Below are 20,000 nucleotides of genomic sequence, written 5' to 3'. Positions count from 1 at the left end.
ATCTCGCCCCTATTTCTTGAACGGGAAGTTCAGTGCAGCTAATAGCGCACGACCTTCCTCGTCGGTTTTGGCGGTCGTAGTGATAGTGACGTCCAACCCCCGGATGCGATCGATTTTATCATACTCGATCTCCGGGAAGATGATCTGCTCACGCACACCCATGGAGTAATTGCCACGACCGTCGAAAGACTTCGGGTTGAGACCACGGAAGTCACGCACGCGGGGAATCGCGATGTAAACCAAACGGTCCAAGAAGTCCCACATACGCTCAGCGCGCAGTGTTACCTTGATGCCGATAGGCCAACCTTCGCGCACCTTAAAGCCCGCGATGGACTTACGTGCCTTGGTCACCAACGGCTTTTGACCAGAGAGCTTCTCTAGATCGCCGATGGCATTGTCAATCAACTTTTTATCGTTGACTGCTTCGCCGATACCCATGTTCAGAGTCACTTTCGTGATCCGGGGTACCTGCATAACGTTGGCATAGCTGAACTCTTCTTTGAGTTGAGCTGCTACCTCGTTTTGATAACGTTCTTTCAAGTTCGCCATTGTGCTACCCGACTCGCGTTAGGCGTCGATCTGCGTCTGCGTCGACTTGTAGATACGTACCTTGGTACCGTCTTCCTTCACTTGGAAGCCGACGCGATCCGCCTTACCGGTCTCCGAATTGAAGATGGCTACGTTGGACGCGTGAATCGGAGCCTCACGCTCGACGATACCGCCCTGATTACCCGCCATGGGATTTGGCTTGGTGTGACGTTTAATCATGTTCACACCGGACACCAAGAAGCGGTTTTCTAGTACCCGCTTAACGGTGCCACGTTTGCCTTTATCCTTTCCGGCGATGACGATGACTTCATCGTCACGTTTGATCTTTTGCATATCCGCCTCGCTCCTTACAGCACTTCAGGCGCTAAGGAAATGATCTTCATGAACTTTTCATTACGAAGTTCACGAGTCACCGGCCCAAAAATACGGGTACCGATGGGCTGTTCGTTGGTGTTATTCAACAAAACTGCCGCATTTCCATCGAAACGGATGAGCGAACCGTCGGGACGACGGACGCCACTACGGGTCCGGACCACGACCGCTTTTAGCACCTGGCCTTTTTTGACCTTGCCACGCGGAATCGCTTCCTTAACCGTGACCTTGATGATATCACCAACGCGAGCGTAACGACGGTGTGAACCGCCTAACACCTTGATGCACTGCACCCGGCGCGCTCCGCTGTTGTCGGCGACATCCAGCATTGTCTGAGTCTGAATCATCGGTTTTCTCCAAACCTAATCTGACTGCACTGATTGACAAGCCTAGGGATTAACCCTTGGCGTGTTCAACCACCTCGACCAGCGTCCAGGCTTTCTTCTTGGAAAGCGGACGGCACTCCTGAATGGAAACCGTATCGCCTGCCTTCGCCTGGTTCGCCTCATCATGGGCGTGCAGCTTGGTGGAGCGCTTAACGTATTTTCCGTAGATCGGGTGACGCTCGCGCCGCTCGATCATGACGACGATGGACTTGTCCATCTTATCGCTCACCACTTTACCGGTGAGCGTACGCTTTGTGTTTTCTTCGGCCATCTCAATCACCTGCCTTCTCGTTGAGCAAAGTCTTTACGCGGGCGATATCCCGGCGGACCTGCTTGAGCAGATGAGTCTGGCTCAGTTGGCCAGTGGCCTTCTGCATGCGCAGGTTAAACTGCTCGCGGAGGAGTTCGAGGAGTTGCTCCTGGAGCTCTCCTGCGGACTTTTCACGAATTTCCTGGGCTTTCATCACATCACCGTCCGTTTCGCAAAGGTGGTGGATAAGGGCATTTTCTGTGCGGCAAGCTCAAACGCTTCACGAGCGAGCTCTTCCGACACGCCTTCAATTTCATACAGGACCCGACCCGGTTGGATCTGGGCAACCCAGTACTCAACAGAACCTTTACCTTTACCCATACGAACTTCGAGCGGCTTCTTGGAGATCGGCTTATCAGGGAAGACGCGGATCCAGATTTTACCGCCACGCTTTACGTGACGTGTGATCGCACGACGGCCTGCTTCGATCTGACGCGCAGTGATGCGGCCGCGACCAGTAGCTTTAAGGCCGTATTCCCCGAAGCTGATCTTGCTTCCGCGATGCGCCAGGCCACGGTTGCGGCCTTTCATCATCTTGCGGAATTTCATACGCTTGGGCTGTAACATCGACTCGCTCTCCCCTTACCTGGAACCTTTCTTCTTGGGCGCGTTGCCGGCAGGCTGTTGTTTAGCCTTGGCACGTACTTCCTCGATACCGCCGAGGATTTCACCCTTGAAGATCCACACTTTGACGCCGATAACGCCGTAGGTGGTGTGAGCTTCGTAAGTGGCGTAGTCGATATCCGCACGCAACGTGTGCAGCGGAACGCGACCTTCGCGGTACCATTCGGTACGTGCGATTTCAGCGCCACCAAGACGACCTGATAGCTGAATCTTGATGCCACCAGCGCCAAGACGCATTGCGTTCTGTACCGCGCGCTTCATCGCACGACGGAACATGACGCGACGCTCAAGCTGACCCGCTACGTTAGCAGCGACTAGCTTGGCATCCAGCTCCGGCTTGCGAACTTCTTCGATGTTCACATGCACAGGAACACCCATCATCTGGGTAAGATCGCGACGCAGACGGTCGACATCTTCCCCTTTCTTACCAATCACGATACCCGGACGGGCCGTGTGAATGGTGATGCGGGCATTGTTCGCCGGACGCTCGATGTGGATGCGGCTAACAGAGGCGCTTTTAAGACGCTCTTCCAGGAAGCTACGCACTTCGAGATCGTTATTGAGCTTATCGGCGTAAGCGCCGCGCTCAGCATACCAGACAGAAGCATGGTCTTTGACGATGCCCAGTCGAATGCCTGTTGGATTGACTTTCTGACCCATCGGTCGACTCCTACTTCTCGGCTACCTTGACGGTGATGTGGCACGTGCGCTTCAAGATACGATCCGCACGCCCCTTGGCACGCGGCTTGATACGCTTGAGCGTCATGCCCTCATCGACGCAGATGGTCGAGACACGCAGCTCGTCAATATCCATGCCGTTATTTTCTTCCGCATTCGCAATCGCGGATTGCAGCACCTTCTTAACCAGCTTGGCAGCCTTCTTCGGTGAGAAGGTCAGCAGGTCGAGTGCCTCGGCGACAGGTTTACCGCGCACCTGGTCAGCCACCAAACGGGCCTTCTGGGCGGATAAACGAGCGCCAAGCAGCTTAGCTGTGACTTCCATCTCTCAATCCTCTCTGGCTTACCGTTTGGCTTTTTTATCCGCCGCATGCCCACGATAAGTGCGGGTAGCAGCGAATTCGCCCAATTTGTGGCCAACCATTTCCTCGGAGACGTGCACCGGGACGTGTTGACGACCATTATGGACAGCGATAGTGAGGCCTACCATATTTGGCAGGATCATAGAACGACGCGACCAGGTCTTGATCGGTTTACGGTCGTTCTTCTCCACTGCAGCCTCTACCTTCTTCAAAAGATGAAGGTCAATGAAGGGACCTTTCTTTAGTGAACGTGGCACAGCCGTTACCTCTTAATGTCTTGGCAATTTAGATCAGCGCGTCTTATTACGACGACGGATGATCAGCTTGTCGGTGCGCTTGTTCTTACGCGTCTTGTGACCCTTAGTCGGCACGCCCCATGGGGATACCGGGTGACGACCACCACTGGTGCGGCCTTCGCCACCACCGTGCGGGTGATCGACTGGGTTCATCGCGACACCGCGAACAGTCGGACGCACGCCTCTCCAGCGCTTCGCACCGGCCTTGCCAAGTTGACGCAGGCTGTGCTCAGAGTTGCTCACCTCACCCAAGGTCGCGCGGCACTCGGCCAACACTTTACGCATTTCGCCAGAGCGAAGACGCAGGGTGGCATAGTTACCTTCACGAGCAACCAGCTGGGCGCTTGTACCGGCACTGCGAGCAATCTGCGCACCTTTGCCCGGCTTGAGTTCGATGCAGTGCACCGTAGAACCCAACGGGACGTTACGCAGCGGCAAGGCATTGCCTTTCTTGATAGGCGCGTTAACACCAGATTCCAGCACGTCACCCGCGCTGACACCTTTCGGTGCAATGATGTAACGACGCTCACCATCGGCATACTTCAGCAGTGCAATGTGCGCACTGCGGTTGGGATCATGCTCCAGGCGCTCAACGGTGGCAGGAATGCCATCTTTGGTGCGCTTGAAATCGATCAGCCGATAGTGGTGACGATGACCACCGCCCACGTGGCGGGTGGTGATACGACCGTAGTTATTCCGGCCGCCGGACTTGGACTGTTTTTCCAAAAGCGGTGCATAAGCACGACCTTTAAACAGTTCCTCGCCAACGATCTTGACGACGTGGCGACGACCGGCGGAAGTGGGTTTGGTCTTGACGATTGCCATTATCCGTACTCCTGCCCTTATTCGGCGCCAGAGAAGTCTTCGAGCGTTTCACCCGCAGCCAGGGTCACATACGCTTTGCGGTAACCCTTACGCAGGCCAACGCCGTTCGCAGTACGTTTTGTTTTACCCTTCATGTTCAGTACCTGAACACTACCGACCTTTTTGCCGAACAGTGCTTCAACGGCTTTTTTGATCTCGGGCTTGGTAGCATCAGATGCCACCTTGAAAACGTACTGGTTGCGCTCGGCTGCCATCGCGGCCTTTTCGGTCACGTGCGGTCCAAGCAGAACCTTAAATACGCGTTCCTGGTTCATGCCAGCTTCTCCTCGAATTTACGCAGGGCGGAGACGGTAATCAGGACCTTATCAAAGGCTACCAGACTTACCGGGTCAGCTGCCGCGACATCCACCACGTCAACGTGGGGAAGGTTGCGTGCGGCCAAATAGAGCTTCTCGTCAATTTCTTCAGTGACGATCAACACTTTTTCAAGGTTGAGCTCTTTCAGCTTGGCAGCTACCTGCTTGGTCTTAGGCGCATCGACGATGAACTCTTCAATCGCGACTAAGCGCTCTTGACGTACCAGCTCAGACAAGATGGAGCGCATCGCTGCACGGTACATCTTGCGGTTAACCTTCTGGGTATAGTCTTGCGGACGTGCCGCGAAGGTTACGCCGCCGCTACGCCATAGCGGAGAGCGGATAGTACCGGCACGTGCACGACCGGTGCCTTTCTGACGCCAAGGCTTCTTACCACCGCCACGAACGTCGGAACGACTCTTTTGTGCGCGAGTTCCCTGGCGTCCAGCTGCTAAGTAAGCAGTAACGACCTGGTGAACGAGCGCTTCGTTGAATTCTTTGCCAAAAGTGGCGTCGGCTACTTCAACGGTACCCGCGCCTGCAGCAAGATTCAGATTCATTGGTAATTATCCCCTTCAGCCTGCTTTCACGGCGCTGCGAACGATAACGTCACTACCGGGAGCACCCGGTACGGCGCCTTTGATAAGCAGCAGGTTACGCTCGGCGTCGACACGGACGATCTCAAGGCTCTGCACGGTGCAACGGGCATTACCCATTTGACCGGCCATTTTTTTGCCTTTAAAAACGCGACCCGGTGTCTGACACATGCCGATAGAACCCGGCGCGCGATGCGACAAAGAGTTACCGTGAGTCATGTCTTGGGTACGGAAGTTCCAGCGCTTAACAGCACCCTGGAAGCCTTTACCCTTAGAGGTGCCAGTCACGTCTACCATTTGACCAGCTTCGAAGAGGGATACGGTGAGTTCGCCGCCCACTTCAGGAATCTCTTCGCCTTCTGCAAGACGAAATTCCATCAGTGCACGACCAGCTTCAACACCCGCCTTGGCAAACTGACCTGCTTGCGCTTTGGTGAGGTGCTTAGCTTTGCGAGAGCCAGATGTGACCTGAATCGCTGCGTAACCGTCAGAATCGACAGATTTAACGCGAGTAACACGATTAGGATCAACTTCAATAACGGTTACGGGCACGGATGCGCCGTCTTCGGTAAAGACACGGGTCATCCCGGCCTTTTTACCGACTAAACCGATAGTCATACTCAGTCTCCTATAGTGTACGGGGCTATCACCCGCTATGGCTGCCCTTTCCAGAGCATTCCACTAGCACATTGTATGGCGCCTCACGGCGCGGCGGCTGCTGCTCATGCTAGCTTCTTATGAAGCGATGAGCGCTGGGCCGCAAAGTGACTAGTGTAATTAGTTGAGCTTGATTTGCACGTCAACGCCTGCGGCGAGATCGAGCTTCATCAATGCATCAACAGTTTTCTCGGTCGGCTCAACGATGTCGAGCACACGCTTGTGCGTACGAATCTCATACTGGTCACGCGCATCTTTGTTGACGTGCGGCGAGATCAGAATGGTGTAACGCTCGCGGTTGGTCGGCAGCGGAATCGGTCCACGAACCTGAGCACCAGTACGCTTAGCGGTTTCAACAATCTCCGCTGTGGACTGATCGATCAGGCGATGGTCGAATGCTTTCAACCGAATGCGAATTTTTTGGTTCTGCATTTGCCCTAAACTCCAATGGATGTCGACGGCGCGAGCCGCCTACCCACGCATTCAAAGGATGCGCATTATAGGCACGCCATCATCACATGTCAAACATTTGCTGATGGTGCGCAGAAAAGGGGGCTCCTCAGAGCCCCCTTCATCATTCAAGCATCTAGCTTACTTGACGATCTTGGCGACAACGCCAGCACCGACAGTACGGCCGCCTTCACGAATAGCGAAGCGCAAACCTTCGTCCATTGCGATCGGAGCGATCAAGGTAACAACCATTTGCACGTTGTCACCCGGCATGACCATTTCAACACCTTCCGGCAGTTCACAGGTACCCGTTACGTCGGTGGTACGGAAGTAGAACTGCGGACGGTAGCCCTTGAAGAAAGGCGTGTGACGACCACCTTCTTCTTTGGACAGTACGTACACTTCTGCTTCGAAGGTAGTGTGCGGGTTGATGGTGCCCGGCTTGGCCAATACTTGACCACGCTCGACGTCATCACGCTTAGTACCACGCAGCAGGGCGCCAACGTTCTCACCAGCACGACCTTCGTCGAGCAGCTTACGGAACATCTCAACACCGGTAACGATCGTTTTGGTGGTGTCGCGGATACCCACGATTTCCACTTCTTCGCCCGCTTTAACGATACCGCGCTCTACACGACCGGTAACAACAGTACCGCGGCCAGAGATAGAGAACACGTCTTCGATCGGCATCAGGAACGGCTGGTCGATAGCACGCTCCGGCTCAGGGATGTACTCATCCAGAGCTTTGATCAGGTTAGCTACCGCAGTAGTACCCATGCCGTTCTCGTCTTCACCATTCAACGCCATTAGCGCAGAACCAGTGATGATCGGTGTGTCGTCACCCGGGAAGTCGTACTGGTCGAGAAGTTCACGAACTTCCATTTCTACCAGTTCGAGCAGCTCTTCGTCATCGACCATGTCCGCTTTGTTCAGGAACACAACGATAAACGGTACGCCAACCTGACGAGACAGCAGGATGTGCTCGCGCGTTTGCGGCATCGGGCCGTCTGCGGCAGAACACACCAGGATCGCGCCGTCCATCTGCGCAGCACCGGTGATCATGTTCTTGACGTAGTCAGCGTGTCCTGGGCAATCAACGTGAGCGTAGTGACGCTCTTCAGACTGATATTCCACGTGAGAAGTAGCGATGGTGATACCGCGCTCGCGCTCTTCAGGAGCGTTATCGATGGTATCAAACTCACGCCAGTCGCCGCCGAAAACCTCAGCAGACACGCGGGTCAGGGCCGCCGTCAGAGTCGTTTTACCGTGGTCGACGTGACCAATGGTGCCGACGTTGACGTGCGGTTTGGAACGTTCAAATTTTTCCTTAGCCACTGCTATAACCTCTTTACGTTAGCTAACGGTTAACCGTTTTGATTGATGACGGCTTCAACGACGCTGGAGGGCGCCTCGTCGTACTTCGAGAACTCCATAGAGTAGCTCGCACGGCCCTGGGTTTGTGAGCGCAGATCGGTTGCATAACCGAACATCTCGCCCAGCGGCACCGTTGCACGAATGACTTTACCAGAAGAAGAGTCATCCATGCCCTGCACCAGGCCGCGACGACGACTCAGGTCACCCATGACGTCACCCATAAATTCTTCGGGTGTCACGATTTCGACCTTCATCACCGGCTCCAGCAGCACGGCCTTGGCCTTCCTGGCACCTTCTTTCACTGCCATAGAAGAAGCAATCTTAAACGCAGTCTCGTTTGAGTCCACGTCGTGGAAGGAGCCGTCGAACAGCGATACTTTAACATCAATCATCGGGTAACCCGCGATGACGCCGTTTTTAAGCTGCTCGTAAGCACCCTTCTCAACCGCAGGCACGTACTCCTTAGGAACCGCGCCACCTACGATCTCAGAGTTGAATTTGAAGAAAATTTCATCTTCGCCTTCACCCTTCTCTTCTTTAGTCAGCGGCTCGATACGTAGCCAAACGTGACCGTATTGACCACGACCACCCGACTGACGTACGAACTTGCCTTCTTGCTCAATGCTGCCGCGAATCGTTTCACGATAGGCAACCTGAGGCTTACCGATATTGGCTTCAACCTTGAACTCGCGACGCATACGGTCAACAAGGATATCCAAGTGAAGCTCACCCATACCAGAAATAATCGTCTGGCCGGTTTCTTCGTCGGTTTTAACCTGGAAGGAAGGGTCTTCTTGAGCAAGCTTGCCCAGCGCAACACCCATCTTCTCTTGGTCAGCCTTGGATTTAGGCTCTACGGCAACCGAGATAACCGGATCCGGGAACTCCATGCGCTCGAGAACGATCTTGTTATCGATGTCACACAGGGTGTCACCCGTAGTAACGTCTTTAAGACCGATACAAGCAGCGATGTCGCCCGCCAGTACTTCTTTGATCTCTTCACGAGAGTTGGCGTGCATCTGAACGATACGACCAACGCGCTCTTTCTTCTGTTTAACGGAGTTATACACACCGTCGCCAGATTTCAGAACACCGGAATAGACGCGGATAAAGGTCAGCGTGCCAACAAAGGGGTCGGTTGCGATCTTAAACGCCAGCGCTGCGAATGGCGCACTGTCGTCAGCCTCACGGGTATCAACGGTACCGTCTTTGTCATCAAGCTCACCTTCGATCGCCTTAACTTCCGTCGGCGAAGGCATGTATTCGATAACGCCGTCCAGCACTGCTTGAACGCCTTTGTTCTTAAAGGCCGAACCACAGGTTACCAGAACGATATCGTTAGCCAGTGTGCGAGCACGTAAGCCAGCCTTGATCTCTTCAATGGTGAGCTCACCACCTTCAAGATACTTCTCCATCAGCTCGTCAGAGCCTTCGGCAGCTGCTTCGACCATCTGCTCGCGATAGGTTTCGGCGGTTTCTTGCAATTCCGCCGGAATATCTACGAGGTCATAATTCATACCCAGGCTTTCCTCATCCCACAGGATAGCCTTCATCTGAATCAGGTCGATAACGCCTTTAAACTCTTCTTCCGTACCCCAGTTAATCTGGATCGGCACGGCATTAGCACCCAGACGCTCTTTCAACTGATCAACGACCATGAAGAAGTCAGCACCGGTACGGTCCATCTTGTTGACGAAAACCATACGCGGTACTTCGTACTTATTCGCCTGGCGCCATACGGTTTCAGTCTGGGGCTGAACGCCGGAAGAACCACACAGCACAACGACGGCACCATCAAGTACGCGCAAAGAACGCTCAACTTCAATGGTAAAGTCAACGTGCCCTGGGGTATCGATAATGTTGATACGGTGCTCAGGAAACTGCTTGCTCATGCCCTGCCAGAAACAGGTAGTTGCAGCTGAGGTGATAGTGATACCACGCTCCTGCTCCTGCTCCATCCAGTCCATGGTCGCAGCACCATCGTGCACTTCACCCACTTTGTGGGAAAGGCCGGTATAGAACAGTACACGCTCGGTTGTCGTGGTTTTACCCGCGTCAACGTGAGCGACGATACCGATATTACGGTAGCGATTTAGTGGAGTCTTGCGTGCCACGGTGAAACTCCCGTTTGTTGGCGATGCTCGTTAATTTAGCGACGTATGCAAGCGAGGCTTATGCGACCGCCGCCACCCCTGCAGGGTAGCGGTTAGGTATTACAACTAATCTGTTGCAACGACGCGACTCAGCAAACACTTCGCCATGCTGAACAACGTGCATATAAAAACCATAAAGCCGTACTTAAAAACGCCGTACTCAGAAACGCCGATCTTAGAAACGCTGATCTTAGAAACGGTAGTGCGAGAAGGCCTTGTTGGCTTCTGCCATACGATGCACGTCTTCGCGCTTCTTAACGGCAGAACCTTTACCTTCAGCGGCATCCAGCATTTCACCAGCCAGACGCTGCACCATGGTTTTCTCACCGCGACGACGCGCCGCGTCTACCAGCCAGCGCATGGCCAGCGCTTGACGGCGAGACGGACGTACTTCTACTGGCACCTGATAGGTCGCCCCACCTACGCGGCGCGACTTCACTTCGACCATGGGCTGGATAGCTTCCAGCGCCTTGTCAAAGATCTCCAGCGGATCTTCTTTACTACGCTCGGCAACCTTGTCCAACGCACCGTAGACGATACGCTCAGCTATGGACTTTTTGCCGCTGACCATCAGGTGGTTCATGAACTTCGCCAGACGCTCACTTCCGAACTTAGGATCCGGCAGGATTTCGCGTTTAGCTACTACTCTTCTTCTAGGCATGATAAGCCCTCAATTAAGGATCTTTCAGGTAAACCCGAGACTTTTGCGACTCAAATTAAGCTAAGCGCCGCTCGACCTTACTCTTATCAGACCGTCAAATTCGTGATAATCGCTACTCAGCAACCGGCTGACCGGTGATGCTGTCAAGCCACCCAAAGTCGATTAGGACTTAGGACGCTTAGTACCGTATTTAGAACGACCCTGACGACGATTTTGAACGCCAGAGGTGTCAAGGGCGCCACGTACGGTGTGATAACGCACACCTGGCAAATCCTTTACACGACCGCCACGAATCAAAACGACAGAGTGTTCTTGAAGGTTGTGACCTTCACCACCGATGTAAGAAGACACTTCAAAGCCGTTGGTCAGGCGCACACGGCAAACCTTACGCAGGGCTGAGTTAGGCTTCTTCGGGGTGGTGGTGTAAACGCGCGTACAAACGCCACGTTTTTGCGGACAGGCCTGCAGCGCTGGCACGTCACTTTTAGTGACGGGGCGCTTGCGCGGCTTGCGCACTAGCTGATTAATCGTTGCCATGGTGTTTAGCTGACTCCAATGGTTGCCTTAGCCTTTTAACAAATACAAGCAGCGGATGCGGGCGCACCCACCCCACTATTAAAGGCTGCGCATTCTAAAGGCTGACCTTAGGTGACGTCAAGCCTTGCCGGCGGTTTTACCGACAAGGTGACGTTTTTAGGTCAGCAATTCGTTTTCTTTCTCTTTTACCGATGGTTCAAAACCAATGGTTCAAGCACCTGGCTTACAGCTCGTCGTCTGAATCGAGAGCGGTTAGCTGGGCACCGAGCTCCTGCTCTACTTCGGTGGCCGAAGGATTGAACAGTTGCTCTACGTCTTCGCGCTTGCGACGACGCTCTGCGTGGTGAGTCAGGCCCGTACCTGCCGGTATGAGTCGACCAACGACCACGTTTTCTTTCAGGCCGCGCAGATAATCGCGCTTGCCGGTCACCGCTGCTTCGGTCAATACGCGGGTGGTCTCCTGGAAGGAGGCCGCGGAAATGAACGACTCAGTAGCCAAGCTGGCCTTGGTGATACCCAGCAGCATACGTTGGTACTTGGCTGGGAATTTCTTCTCTTTTTCCAGACGCTCGTTCTGTTCCAACACACGCACCAGTTCCGCTTGGTCGCCCGTGATGAAATCAGAGTCGCCCGAATCAGTGATTTCAACCTTACGTAGCATCTGACGAACAATGACTTCGATGTGCTTATCATTGATGCCGACACCCTGAAGACGATAAACGTCTTGTACTTCAGCAGTGATGTACTTGGCGAGCTCCTCAACACCCAGCAAGCGCAAGATGTCGTGCGGGTTGCTCGGGCCATCCGAAATCACTTCGCCTTTCTCGACGGTTTCACCTTCAAAGACGGCAATTTGACGCCATTTCGGGATCAAGGCCTCGAACGGATCGCCTGACTCTGGCGTAATCATCAGGCGACGCTTGCCTTTGGTCTCTTTACCAAAGCTCACGACACCGCTGATTTCAGCCAGAATAGACGATTCTTTCGGCTTACGTGCTTCGAACAAGTCAGCCACCCGCGGCAGACCACCGGTAATATCTTTGTTCGCCGACGCCTCTACCGGGATACGGGCAACCACCTCACCCACACCGATGGTGACGCCATCGTCTACCGAAATAATCGAGTTGCCCGGCAATAGGTACTGTACCGGCGTGTTAGAGCCCGATACAGATACGTACTCACCTGCCGCGTCTTGCAGCATGACCATCGGACGCTTGTCGCGACCCGCCATCGGGCGAGCTGCCGATTCGATAACCTCAATAGAGGACAGGCCGGTCATCTCATCAACGCTGCGGTGCATGGTGACACCTTCGTCAAGATCGATGAACTGCGCCTTACCTTCTACTTCAGCAACAATGGGGTGAGTGTGCGGATCCCACTTGGCGACAATGGCACCTGCATCCACAACGTCGCCGTCGCGTACAGAGAGCTCAGCACCGTAAGGCAGCTTGTAATACTCACGCTCACGGCCGTGATCATCGGCAACGGCCAGGGCGCTCGAACGCGAGACCACTACCAATTTGCCGTCAGCACGTTCAACGTGCTTGATGTTGTGCAAACGCACCTTACCGCCGTGTTTGACCTGTACGCTGTCCACAGCAGATGAACGCGATGCCGCGCCACCGATGTGGAAGGTACGCATGGTCAACTGGGTACCCGGCTCACCAATCGACTGTGCCGCGATAACGCCGACAGCTTCACCGATGTTGACCTGGTGGCCACGGGCCAAGTCACGGCCGTAACAGGAAGCACATACGCCATGCGGCGTTTCACAGGTAATCGTAGAGCGTACGATGATCTCATCGACACCCATGGTGTCGAGCTCGGCACACCACTTCTCGTCGAGCAAGGTGCCTTTAGCGATCAACACTTCACCGCTGCCCGGATGCACGACATCCTGAGCGACCACACGACCCAATACGCGCTGTGACAGCGGTACGATGATATCGCCGCCTTCGATGATCGGATGAAGCGTCAAACCGTTTTCAGTGCCACAGTCCACTTCGGTGATCACCAAGTCTTGCGCTACGTCGACCAAGCGACGCGTCAGGTAACCAGAGTTGGCCGTTTTCAGGGCCGTATCCGCCAGACCTTTACGTGCACCGTGGGTCGAGATGAAGTACTGCAGTACGTTCAGACCTTCACGGAAGTTGGCAACGATCGGCGTTTCAATGATCGATCCATCCGGCTTGGCCATCAGGCCACGCATACCGGCCAACTGACGAATCTGGGCAGCACTACCACGGGCACCGGAGTCGGCCATGATGAAGACGCTGTTGAAAGAATCCTGCTCAACCTCGTTGCCATCACGATCAATGACGGTCTCTTTCGAGATACCAACCATCATCGCCTTGGCGACTTTGTCGTTGGCTTTCGACCAGATATCGATAACCTTGTTGTACTTCTCGCCGGCAGTTACCAGACCAGAAGAGAACTGGTCTTCGATCTCTTTAACTTCGGCTTCCGCCGCGTCAACGATTTCGGTTTTGGCTTCGGGGATAACGAAGTCGTTAACACCGATTGAGGCGCCGGACCAAGTAGCCAGACGGAAGCCGGTATACATCAGCTGATCAGCAAAGATGACGGTCGGCTTTAGACCAGCACGACGATACACTTCGTTGATCAGGCTGGAGATCGCCTTCTTCTTCATCGGCTGATCGATCAGCTCGAAGGGCACGCCTTCGGGCAGAATACGGAACAGCAGCGCACGGCCTACCGTCGTATCGTAAATACGGCGGTGGAAGCTACGCTCGCCGCTCTCTTCTTCGATATCGATTTCGTCCAGACGCACTTTGACCCGCGCGTGAAGCGATACTGACTGAGTACCAAAAGCGCGCTCGACCTCATTGAGGTCAGAGAACACCATGCCCTCGCCTTTGGCGTTGATCTTTTCACGGGTCATGTAATACAGACCCAGAACAACGTCTTGCGACGGTACGATGATCGGCTCGCCATTAGCGGGCGACAACACGTTGTTGGTAGCCATCATCAGCGCACGCGCTTCAAGCTGGGCTTCAAGGGTCAGCGGTACGTGTACCGCCATCTGGTCACCGTCGAAGTCGGCGTTGTAAGCAGCACACACCAGCGGGTGCAGTTGGATCGCTTTACCTTCGATCAATAGCGGCTCAAACGCCTGGATACCCAGACGGTGAAGCGTCGGCGCACGGTTCAGCAGTACCGGGTGTTCGCGGATAACATCGGCGAGGATGTCCCACACTTCCGGCAGCTCGCGCTCGACCATCTTCTTGGCGGCTTTGATCGTTGAGGCGTAGCCCAGCGACTGCAGCTTGGAGTAGATGAACGGCTTGAACAGCTCCAGCGCCATTTTCTTGGGCAGACCACACTGGTGCAGGCGCAGCGTCGGACCTACGGTAATCACCGAACGGCCCGAGTAGTCGACACGCTTACCCAGCAGGTTCTGACGGAAACGCCCCTGCTTACCTTTGATCATGTCGGCGAGCGATTTCAGCGGACGCTTGTTAGAGCCCGTGATCGCACGGCCACGACGGCCGTTATCCAGCAGCGCATCGACCGCTTCCTGCAGCATCCGCTTCTCGTTGCGCACGATGATGTCCGGCGCATTAAGATCGAGCAGACGCTTCAGGCGGTTGTTACGGTTGATCACACGACGGTAAAGGTCGTTGAGATCGGAGGTCGCGAAGCGACCGCCATCCAGCGGCACCAGCGGACGCAGATCCGGCGGCAGCACGGGCAGCACTTCCATGACCATCCACGCCGGCGCATTGCCGGAGTGGTAGAACGCTTCCAGTAGTTTCAAGCGCTTGGAAAGCTTCTTGATCTTGGTTTCAGAGTTGGTCTGCGGAATCTCTTCACGCAGATGATTGATCTCTTCTTCCAGATCGATATCTTTGAGCAGCTCCTGAACCGCTTCGGCACCCATACGGGCATCGAAGTCGTCGCCGAACTCTTCCAGCGCTTCGAAGTACTGTTCGTCGTTGAGCAGCTGGCCACGCTCAAGCGTGGTCATGCCCGGGTCGATGACGACAAAGCTTTCGAAATACAGCACGCGCTCGATATCACGCAGGGTCATATCGAGGAACATGCCAATCCGCGACGGCAGTGACTTCAGAAACCAGATGTGAGCGACCGGCGAGGCCAGCTCAATGTGCCCCATGCGCTCACGGCGCACGGCGGCTTTGGTCACTTCTACGCCACACTTTTCGCAGATAATACCGCGGTGCTTCATGCGCTTATACTTGCCGCACAAACACTCGTAGTCTTTCACCGGGCCAAAAATTTTGGCGCAGAACAGGCCGTCCCGCTCCGGTTTAAAGGTACGGTAGTTGATGGTCTCAGGCTTCTTCACCTCGCCAAACGACCAGGAGCGAATCATGTCCGGCGACGCCAGGGTAATCTTGATCGCGTCAAACTCTTCGGACTGAGACTGCGATTTGAGTACTTTCACCAAATCTTTCATGTGACGGCTCCTAGCTCTCTAACTCGATATCGATGCCCAGCGAGCGGATTTCCTTCACGAGTACGTTGAAGGATTCCGGCATGCCTGCCTGCATGGTGTGGTCGCCATCCACGATGTTTTTATACATCTTGGTGCGGCCTTCGACGTCGTCCGACTTGACGGTGAGCATTTCTTGTAGCGTGTACGCGGCGCCGTATGCTTCCAACGCCCACACTTCCATCTCACCGAAGCGCTGACCACCGAATTGCGCCTTACCACCCAAGGGCTGCTGGGTAACCAGCGAGTAAGAACCGGTAGAACGCGCGTGCATCTTGTCGTCTACCAAGTGGTTAAGCTTCAGCATGTACATGTAGCCGACGGTAACCGGACGGTCAAAAGCGTCACCGGTACGGCCATCGAACAGGGCCATCTGGCCCGATTCAGGAATGTCCGCCAGCTTCAGCAGATGCTTGATTTCGTGCTCTTTGGCACCGTCAAACACCGGCGTAGCCATCGGTACACCCCCTTTGAGGTTCTTCGCCAGGGCAATGACCTCATCGTCAGTCAGAGAATCGAGATCTTCAACGCGCGTACCTTGCGTGTTGTAGATCTGTCCCAGGAAGTCACGAATCTCGGCGACTTGCTGTCCGCGTGCATCGCGCAGCATGGCTTCGATCTTGACCCCTAGACCACGGGCGGCCATGCCCAGGTGGGTTTCCAAAATCTGACCGACGTTCATGCGCGACGGTACACCCAGCGGGTTCAGTACCACATCGACCGGCTCGCCTTTTTCGTCGAACGGCATGTCTTCGATCGGCATGATCGCGGAGATAACACCCTTGTTACCGTGACGACCGGCCATTTTGTCGCCTGGCTGGATGCGACGCTTGACCGCCATGTAAACCTTGACGATTTTCAGCACGCCCGGCGCGAGATCGTCGCCCTGGGTCAGCTTGCGCTTCTTATCTTCAAAGCGCTCGTCCATCTCTTTACGACGGTTTTCAAGCTGCTCGTCGGCCTGGGCCAACAGCTCGTTGTAAGACTCATCCTGCATGCGCAGTTTGAACCACTGCTGCCGCGGCAACTCGTCAAGGTACGCCTCGTCTAGCACGTCGCCTTTCTTAAGGTTCGGGCCACCGTTAACGGCTTGGCCGTCAAGGGTACGCTTGAGACGCTCAAACGTTGCGTCTTCAGCGATACGATAGGTCTCTTGCAGATCCTTACGAACTTCATCAAGCTGCGTACGCTCGATAGAGAGTGCGCGAGAGTCTTTATCGACGCCGTCACGAGTAAACACCTGAACGTCGATGACCGTTCCCTTCATGCCGGTGGGAGCACGCAGAGAAGTATCTTTAACGTCCGACGCTTTCTCACCGAAGATGGCACGCAGCAGCTTCTCTTCTGGCGTCAGCTGGGTTTCACCTTTCGGCGTTACCTTACCGACCAGAATGTCGCCGGGGCCAACTTCAGCACCGATGTAAACAACGCCCGCCTCATCCAGCTTGGAGAGCGCCGACTCACCCACGTTGGGAATATCGGAGGTAATCTCTTCCGAGCCCAACTTGGTGTCGCGAGACACACAGGTCAGTTCCTGAATGTGAATCGTGGTGAAACGGTCTTCTTGAACGACTCGCTCGGAAAGCAGGATCGAGTCTTCGAAGTTGTAGCCGTTCCAGGGCATAAACGCGATGCGCATGTTCTGACCCAGCGCCAGATCACCCATATCGACAGACGGGCCGTCAGCGAGAATATCGCCGCGCGCCACGTTGTCACCAGGCCGTACGATGGGGCGCTGGTTCATACAAGTGTTCTGGTTCGAACGGGTGTACTTGGTCAGGTTGTAGATATCAACACCGGCTTCACCGCCGATAATTTCATCTTCATTGACCCGTACCACGACACGACGCGCATCAACGGAATCAATCACGCCGCCGCGATTGGCTACCGCACAGACACCGGAGTCACGGGCAACAAAGCGCTCCATGCCCGTACCTACCAGCGGCTTATCGGCACGCAGGGTCGGCACCGCCTGACGCTGCATGTTCGAACCCATCAGGGCGCGGTTGGCGTCATCGTGCTCAAGGAACGGAATCAACGCCGCTGCGACGGAGACGACCTGGCGTGGCGATACGTCCATCAGCGTCACTTGCTCAGGACGCATAAAGGTCGTTTCACCGCGGTGACGTACCTGAACCAGGTCATCACTCAGCTTGTTGGACTCATCCACCGCTGCCGACGCCTGGGCGATAACGAAATCGCCCTCTTCGATCGCCGAAAGGTGGACGATGTCGTCGGTCAACTGACGGTCAACCACTTTACGGTACGGCGTTTCAAGGAAGCCGTAGCTGTTAGTGTGGCTGTAAGTCGCCAGCGAGTTGATCAGACCGATGTTCGGGCCTTCCGGCGTTTCGATCGGGCAGAGGCGCCCGTAGTGCGTGGCGTGAACGTCACGTACTTCGAAGCCAGCACGCTCACGGGTCAAACCACCGGGCCCGAGTGCAGAGACACGACGCTTGTGAGTCACTTCCGAAAGCGGGTTGTTCTGGTCCATGAACTGAGAAAGCTGGCTGGAACCGAAGAACTCTTTCACCGCCGCCGCAACCGGCTTGGCGTTGATCAAGTCTTGCGGCATCAGGCCTTCGCTTTCGGCCATGGATAGACGCTCTTTCACCGCGCGCTCAACACGCACCAAGCCAACGCGGAACTGGTTCTCGGCCATTTCGCCAACGCAGCGAATACGACGGTTACCCAGGTGATCGATATCGTCAACGTCACCGAAGCCGTTACGAATGTTGATCAGCTCGCGCAGCACATCAAGGATGTCTTTGCGATCCAGTACGCCGGAGCCGGTGTCAGTATCACGGCGCAGGCGACGGTTGAACTTCATGCGGCCAACGCCAGACAGGTCGTAGCGGTCCTCAGAGAAGAACAGGTTGTTAAACAGCGTTTCGGCAGACTCTTTGGTCGGCGGCTCGCCGGGACGCATCATGCGGTAAATTTCGACCAGCGCCTCAAGTGCTGAATTAGTCGCATCCAGCTTCAGGGTGTCGGAAATAAAGGAACCGCAGTCAAGATCGTTGGTGTAGAGCGTTTCGACCAGGGTAATACCGCCCTGAGCCATGCGCTCGAGTACTTCTGGCGTGATCTCGGTGTTACACGGGCAGATCAGCTCGCCTGTTTTGGCGTCGACTTGATCTTTGGCCAGGGTTTTACCGAACAGGTACTCCATCGGCACATCCAGGCGCTCAAGGCCGGCTTTTTCAAGCTGACGGATGTGCTTCTGGGTAATCCGACGACCTTCTTCGACGATCACATTACCTTCGCCATCTTTGATGTCGAAAGTTGCCGTCTCACCGCGCAGGCGCGACGGTACCAACTCCACAGAGAAACCGGATTTCTCAATGTGGAAAATGCTGGTTTCAAAGAACTCGTCCAGGATCTCTTCGGTGCTCATACCCAGCGCACGCATCAGTACCGACGCCGGCAGTTTGCGGCGACGGTCGATACGTACAAAGACATTGTCTTTGGGATCGAATTCGAAGTCTAACCATGAACCACGGTAAGGAATCACACGCGCCGAGTAGAGTAGTTTACCCGAGGAGTGGCTCTTACCTTTATCGTGATCAAAGAACACACCGGGCGAGCGGTGGAGCTGGGAAACGATAACCCGCTCAGTACCATTAATGACAAAGGTACCGTTCTCGGTCATCAGGGGGATTTCCCCCATGTAGACTTCCTGCTCTTTAATATCTTTGATTGCTTTATTTGAGGAATCGCGATCATAGATGATCAAGCGAACCTTGACGCGCAGCGGGGCGGAGTAAGTCACGCCGCGCAGCTGGCACTCCTTAACATCGAACGCCGGCGTGCCGAAGCGGTAGCTGACATACTCAAGCGCTGCATTGCCGGAGAAGCTCTCAATCGGAAACACGGACTTAAAAGCCGCGTGCAAACCGACTTCGTGACGCTCGTCGGGCGAACGATCTTGCTGGAGGAAGTCGTAATAGGAATCAAGCTGGATCGCCAGCAAGTAAGGCACATCCATCACTTGGGGCAGTTTGCCGAAATCCTTGCGGATGCGTTTTTTCTCAGTATATGAGTAAGCCATCTGTATTCCCCAGCTTGTTCACCATGGGTGACCGATGCGTGGTCATCTGCCCTTCGAGCTTCGTCAGACACAGACAGCAAGCTCCTAAATCGGTAGCTCGCCGTCGAAAATCTAGTTCGATAACTCAGTCGTCGATAACACTGTAGTCGATAACACTATCTTCAATAACGCTTATACATTTCTGTCGTGACTGCTCGTGGTAAAAGCAGTTGCTATTTAACTTAAGCTACAACAGAAAAAGGCCGGCAGCGGGATATCCCGCCGCCAGCCGTGGAAGCTTACGCAGCGC

The 20,000-nt window shown here is 54.8% G+C and carries 21 protein-coding genes; 1 reads left to right on the top strand and 20 read right to left on the bottom strand.

Annotation, left to right across the window (positions count from 1 at the left end; all coding sequences use genetic code 11):
* Positions 1 to 9: 9 nt before the first annotated feature.
* From rplE to fusA, 16 genes are all read right to left on the bottom strand, one after another.
* Entirely contained in the window at positions 10 to 549 is a 540-nt protein-coding gene (gene rplE / locus ACUN8H_RS11655) for a 50S ribosomal protein L5 (RefSeq protein WP_280105346.1), read from the bottom strand.
* Between the two features lie 18 nt (positions 550 to 567).
* The gene (gene rplX / locus ACUN8H_RS11650) at positions 568 to 882 is read right to left on the bottom strand and encodes a 50S ribosomal protein L24 (protein ID WP_007111996.1); all 315 of its coding nucleotides are present in this window, start codon (positions 880 to 882) and stop codon (positions 568 to 570) included.
* 14 nt (positions 883 to 896) lie between these two features.
* Positions 897 to 1,268: a 50S ribosomal protein L14 gene (gene rplN, locus ACUN8H_RS11645; protein WP_008959163.1), complete on the bottom strand. Its 372-nt coding sequence runs from the start codon at positions 1,266 to 1,268 to the stop codon at positions 897 to 899.
* A 49-nt stretch (positions 1,269 to 1,317) separates the two neighbouring features.
* A complete protein-coding gene (rpsQ, locus tag ACUN8H_RS11640; protein ID WP_007111998.1) occupies positions 1,318 to 1,578 on the bottom strand; it encodes a 30S ribosomal protein S17 in 261 nt (86 codons plus the stop codon).
* 1 nt (position 1,579) lies between these two features.
* Positions 1,580 to 1,771, bottom strand: a complete 192-nt coding sequence (gene rpmC / locus ACUN8H_RS11635; RefSeq protein ID WP_007111999.1) for a 50S ribosomal protein L29 — start codon at positions 1,769 to 1,771, stop codon at positions 1,580 to 1,582.
* Positions 1,771 to 2,184, bottom strand: coding sequence for a 50S ribosomal protein L16 (gene rplP, locus ACUN8H_RS11630; protein WP_007112000.1), 414 nt, complete (start codon positions 2,182 to 2,184; stop codon positions 1,771 to 1,773). The genes rpmC and rplP overlap by 1 nt, the downstream gene beginning before the upstream one ends.
* Before the next feature lie 15 nt (positions 2,185 to 2,199).
* Positions 2,200 to 2,901 carry a 30S ribosomal protein S3 gene (rpsC, locus tag ACUN8H_RS11625; RefSeq protein WP_009288141.1) on the bottom strand — a complete coding sequence of 234 codons (702 nt, stop codon included), beginning with the start codon at positions 2,899 to 2,901 and terminating at the stop codon, positions 2,200 to 2,202.
* A 10-nt stretch (positions 2,902 to 2,911) separates the two neighbouring features.
* Positions 2,912 to 3,244: a 50S ribosomal protein L22 gene (rplV, locus tag ACUN8H_RS11620; RefSeq protein WP_007112002.1), complete on the bottom strand. Its 333-nt coding sequence runs from the start codon at positions 3,242 to 3,244 to the stop codon at positions 2,912 to 2,914.
* A gap of 18 nt (positions 3,245 to 3,262) precedes the next feature.
* Positions 3,263 to 3,538, bottom strand: coding sequence for a 30S ribosomal protein S19 (rpsS, locus tag ACUN8H_RS11615; RefSeq protein ID WP_009098993.1), 276 nt, complete (start codon positions 3,536 to 3,538; stop codon positions 3,263 to 3,265).
* A 33-nt stretch (positions 3,539 to 3,571) separates the two neighbouring features.
* Positions 3,572 to 4,402 (bottom strand): 50S ribosomal protein L2, encoded by an 831-nt coding sequence (gene rplB / locus ACUN8H_RS11610; RefSeq protein WP_290699825.1) that lies wholly within the window; start codon positions 4,400 to 4,402, stop codon positions 3,572 to 3,574.
* A gap of 17 nt (positions 4,403 to 4,419) precedes the next feature.
* Positions 4,420 to 4,716, bottom strand: a complete 297-nt coding sequence (rplW, locus tag ACUN8H_RS11605) for a 50S ribosomal protein L23 (protein ID WP_008959167.1) — start codon at positions 4,714 to 4,716, stop codon at positions 4,420 to 4,422.
* On the bottom strand, positions 4,713 to 5,318 hold the full coding sequence (gene rplD, locus ACUN8H_RS11600; protein WP_240718647.1) for a 50S ribosomal protein L4: 606 nt from the start codon (positions 5,316 to 5,318) through the stop codon (positions 4,713 to 4,715). The genes rplW and rplD overlap by 4 nt, the downstream gene beginning before the upstream one ends.
* Positions 5,319 to 5,333: 15 nt before the next feature.
* The gene (rplC, locus tag ACUN8H_RS11595; protein ID WP_290699820.1) at positions 5,334 to 5,972 is read right to left on the bottom strand and encodes a 50S ribosomal protein L3; all 639 of its coding nucleotides are present in this window, start codon (positions 5,970 to 5,972) and stop codon (positions 5,334 to 5,336) included.
* Between the two features lie 159 nt (positions 5,973 to 6,131).
* A complete protein-coding gene (rpsJ, locus tag ACUN8H_RS11590; protein WP_007112007.1) occupies positions 6,132 to 6,443 on the bottom strand; it encodes a 30S ribosomal protein S10 in 312 nt (103 codons plus the stop codon).
* Between the two features lie 159 nt (positions 6,444 to 6,602).
* Positions 6,603 to 7,796, bottom strand: a complete 1,194-nt coding sequence (tuf, locus tag ACUN8H_RS11585; RefSeq protein ID WP_101147113.1) for an elongation factor Tu — start codon at positions 7,794 to 7,796, stop codon at positions 6,603 to 6,605.
* 29 nt (positions 7,797 to 7,825) lie between these two features.
* Positions 7,826 to 9,949 carry an elongation factor G gene (gene fusA, locus ACUN8H_RS11580; RefSeq protein WP_445532277.1) on the bottom strand — a complete coding sequence of 708 codons (2,124 nt, stop codon included), beginning with the start codon at positions 9,947 to 9,949 and terminating at the stop codon, positions 7,826 to 7,828.
* Positions 9,950 to 10,057: 108 nt separating this feature from the next.
* Between fusA and ACUN8H_RS11575 the strand changes: the two genes are divergently transcribed.
* Positions 10,058 to 10,246 carry a pentapeptide repeat-containing protein gene (locus ACUN8H_RS11575; RefSeq protein ID WP_445532415.1) on the top strand — a complete coding sequence of 63 codons (189 nt, stop codon included), beginning with the start codon at positions 10,058 to 10,060 and terminating at the stop codon, positions 10,244 to 10,246.
* Here the strand turns inward: ACUN8H_RS11575 and rpsG are convergent.
* The 4 genes from rpsG to rpoB form a co-directional block, all read right to left on the bottom strand.
* Entirely contained in the window at positions 10,179 to 10,649 is a 471-nt protein-coding gene (rpsG, locus tag ACUN8H_RS11570; RefSeq protein ID WP_009288145.1) for a 30S ribosomal protein S7, read from the bottom strand. The two genes, ACUN8H_RS11575 and rpsG, sit on opposite strands and share 68 nt — an antisense overlap.
* 162 nt (positions 10,650 to 10,811) lie before the next feature.
* On the bottom strand, positions 10,812 to 11,186 hold the full coding sequence (gene rpsL, locus ACUN8H_RS11565; RefSeq protein ID WP_008959173.1) for a 30S ribosomal protein S12: 375 nt from the start codon (positions 11,184 to 11,186) through the stop codon (positions 10,812 to 10,814).
* Positions 11,187 to 11,409: 223 nt separating this feature from the next.
* Positions 11,410 to 15,624, bottom strand: a complete 4,215-nt coding sequence (gene rpoC, locus ACUN8H_RS11560; RefSeq protein ID WP_445532276.1) for a DNA-directed RNA polymerase subunit beta' — start codon at positions 15,622 to 15,624, stop codon at positions 11,410 to 11,412.
* A 10-nt stretch (positions 15,625 to 15,634) separates the two neighbouring features.
* Positions 15,635 to 19,711: a DNA-directed RNA polymerase subunit beta gene (gene rpoB / locus ACUN8H_RS11555; RefSeq protein ID WP_445532275.1), complete on the bottom strand. Its 4,077-nt coding sequence runs from the start codon at positions 19,709 to 19,711 to the stop codon at positions 15,635 to 15,637.
* Positions 19,712 to 20,000: the final 289 nt, after the last annotated feature.

Source organism: Vreelandella sp. V005 (assembly GCF_052645115.1).
Note: the sequence above shows the minus strand (reverse complement) of the source record. Positions and strands in the feature narration are given on the sequence as shown.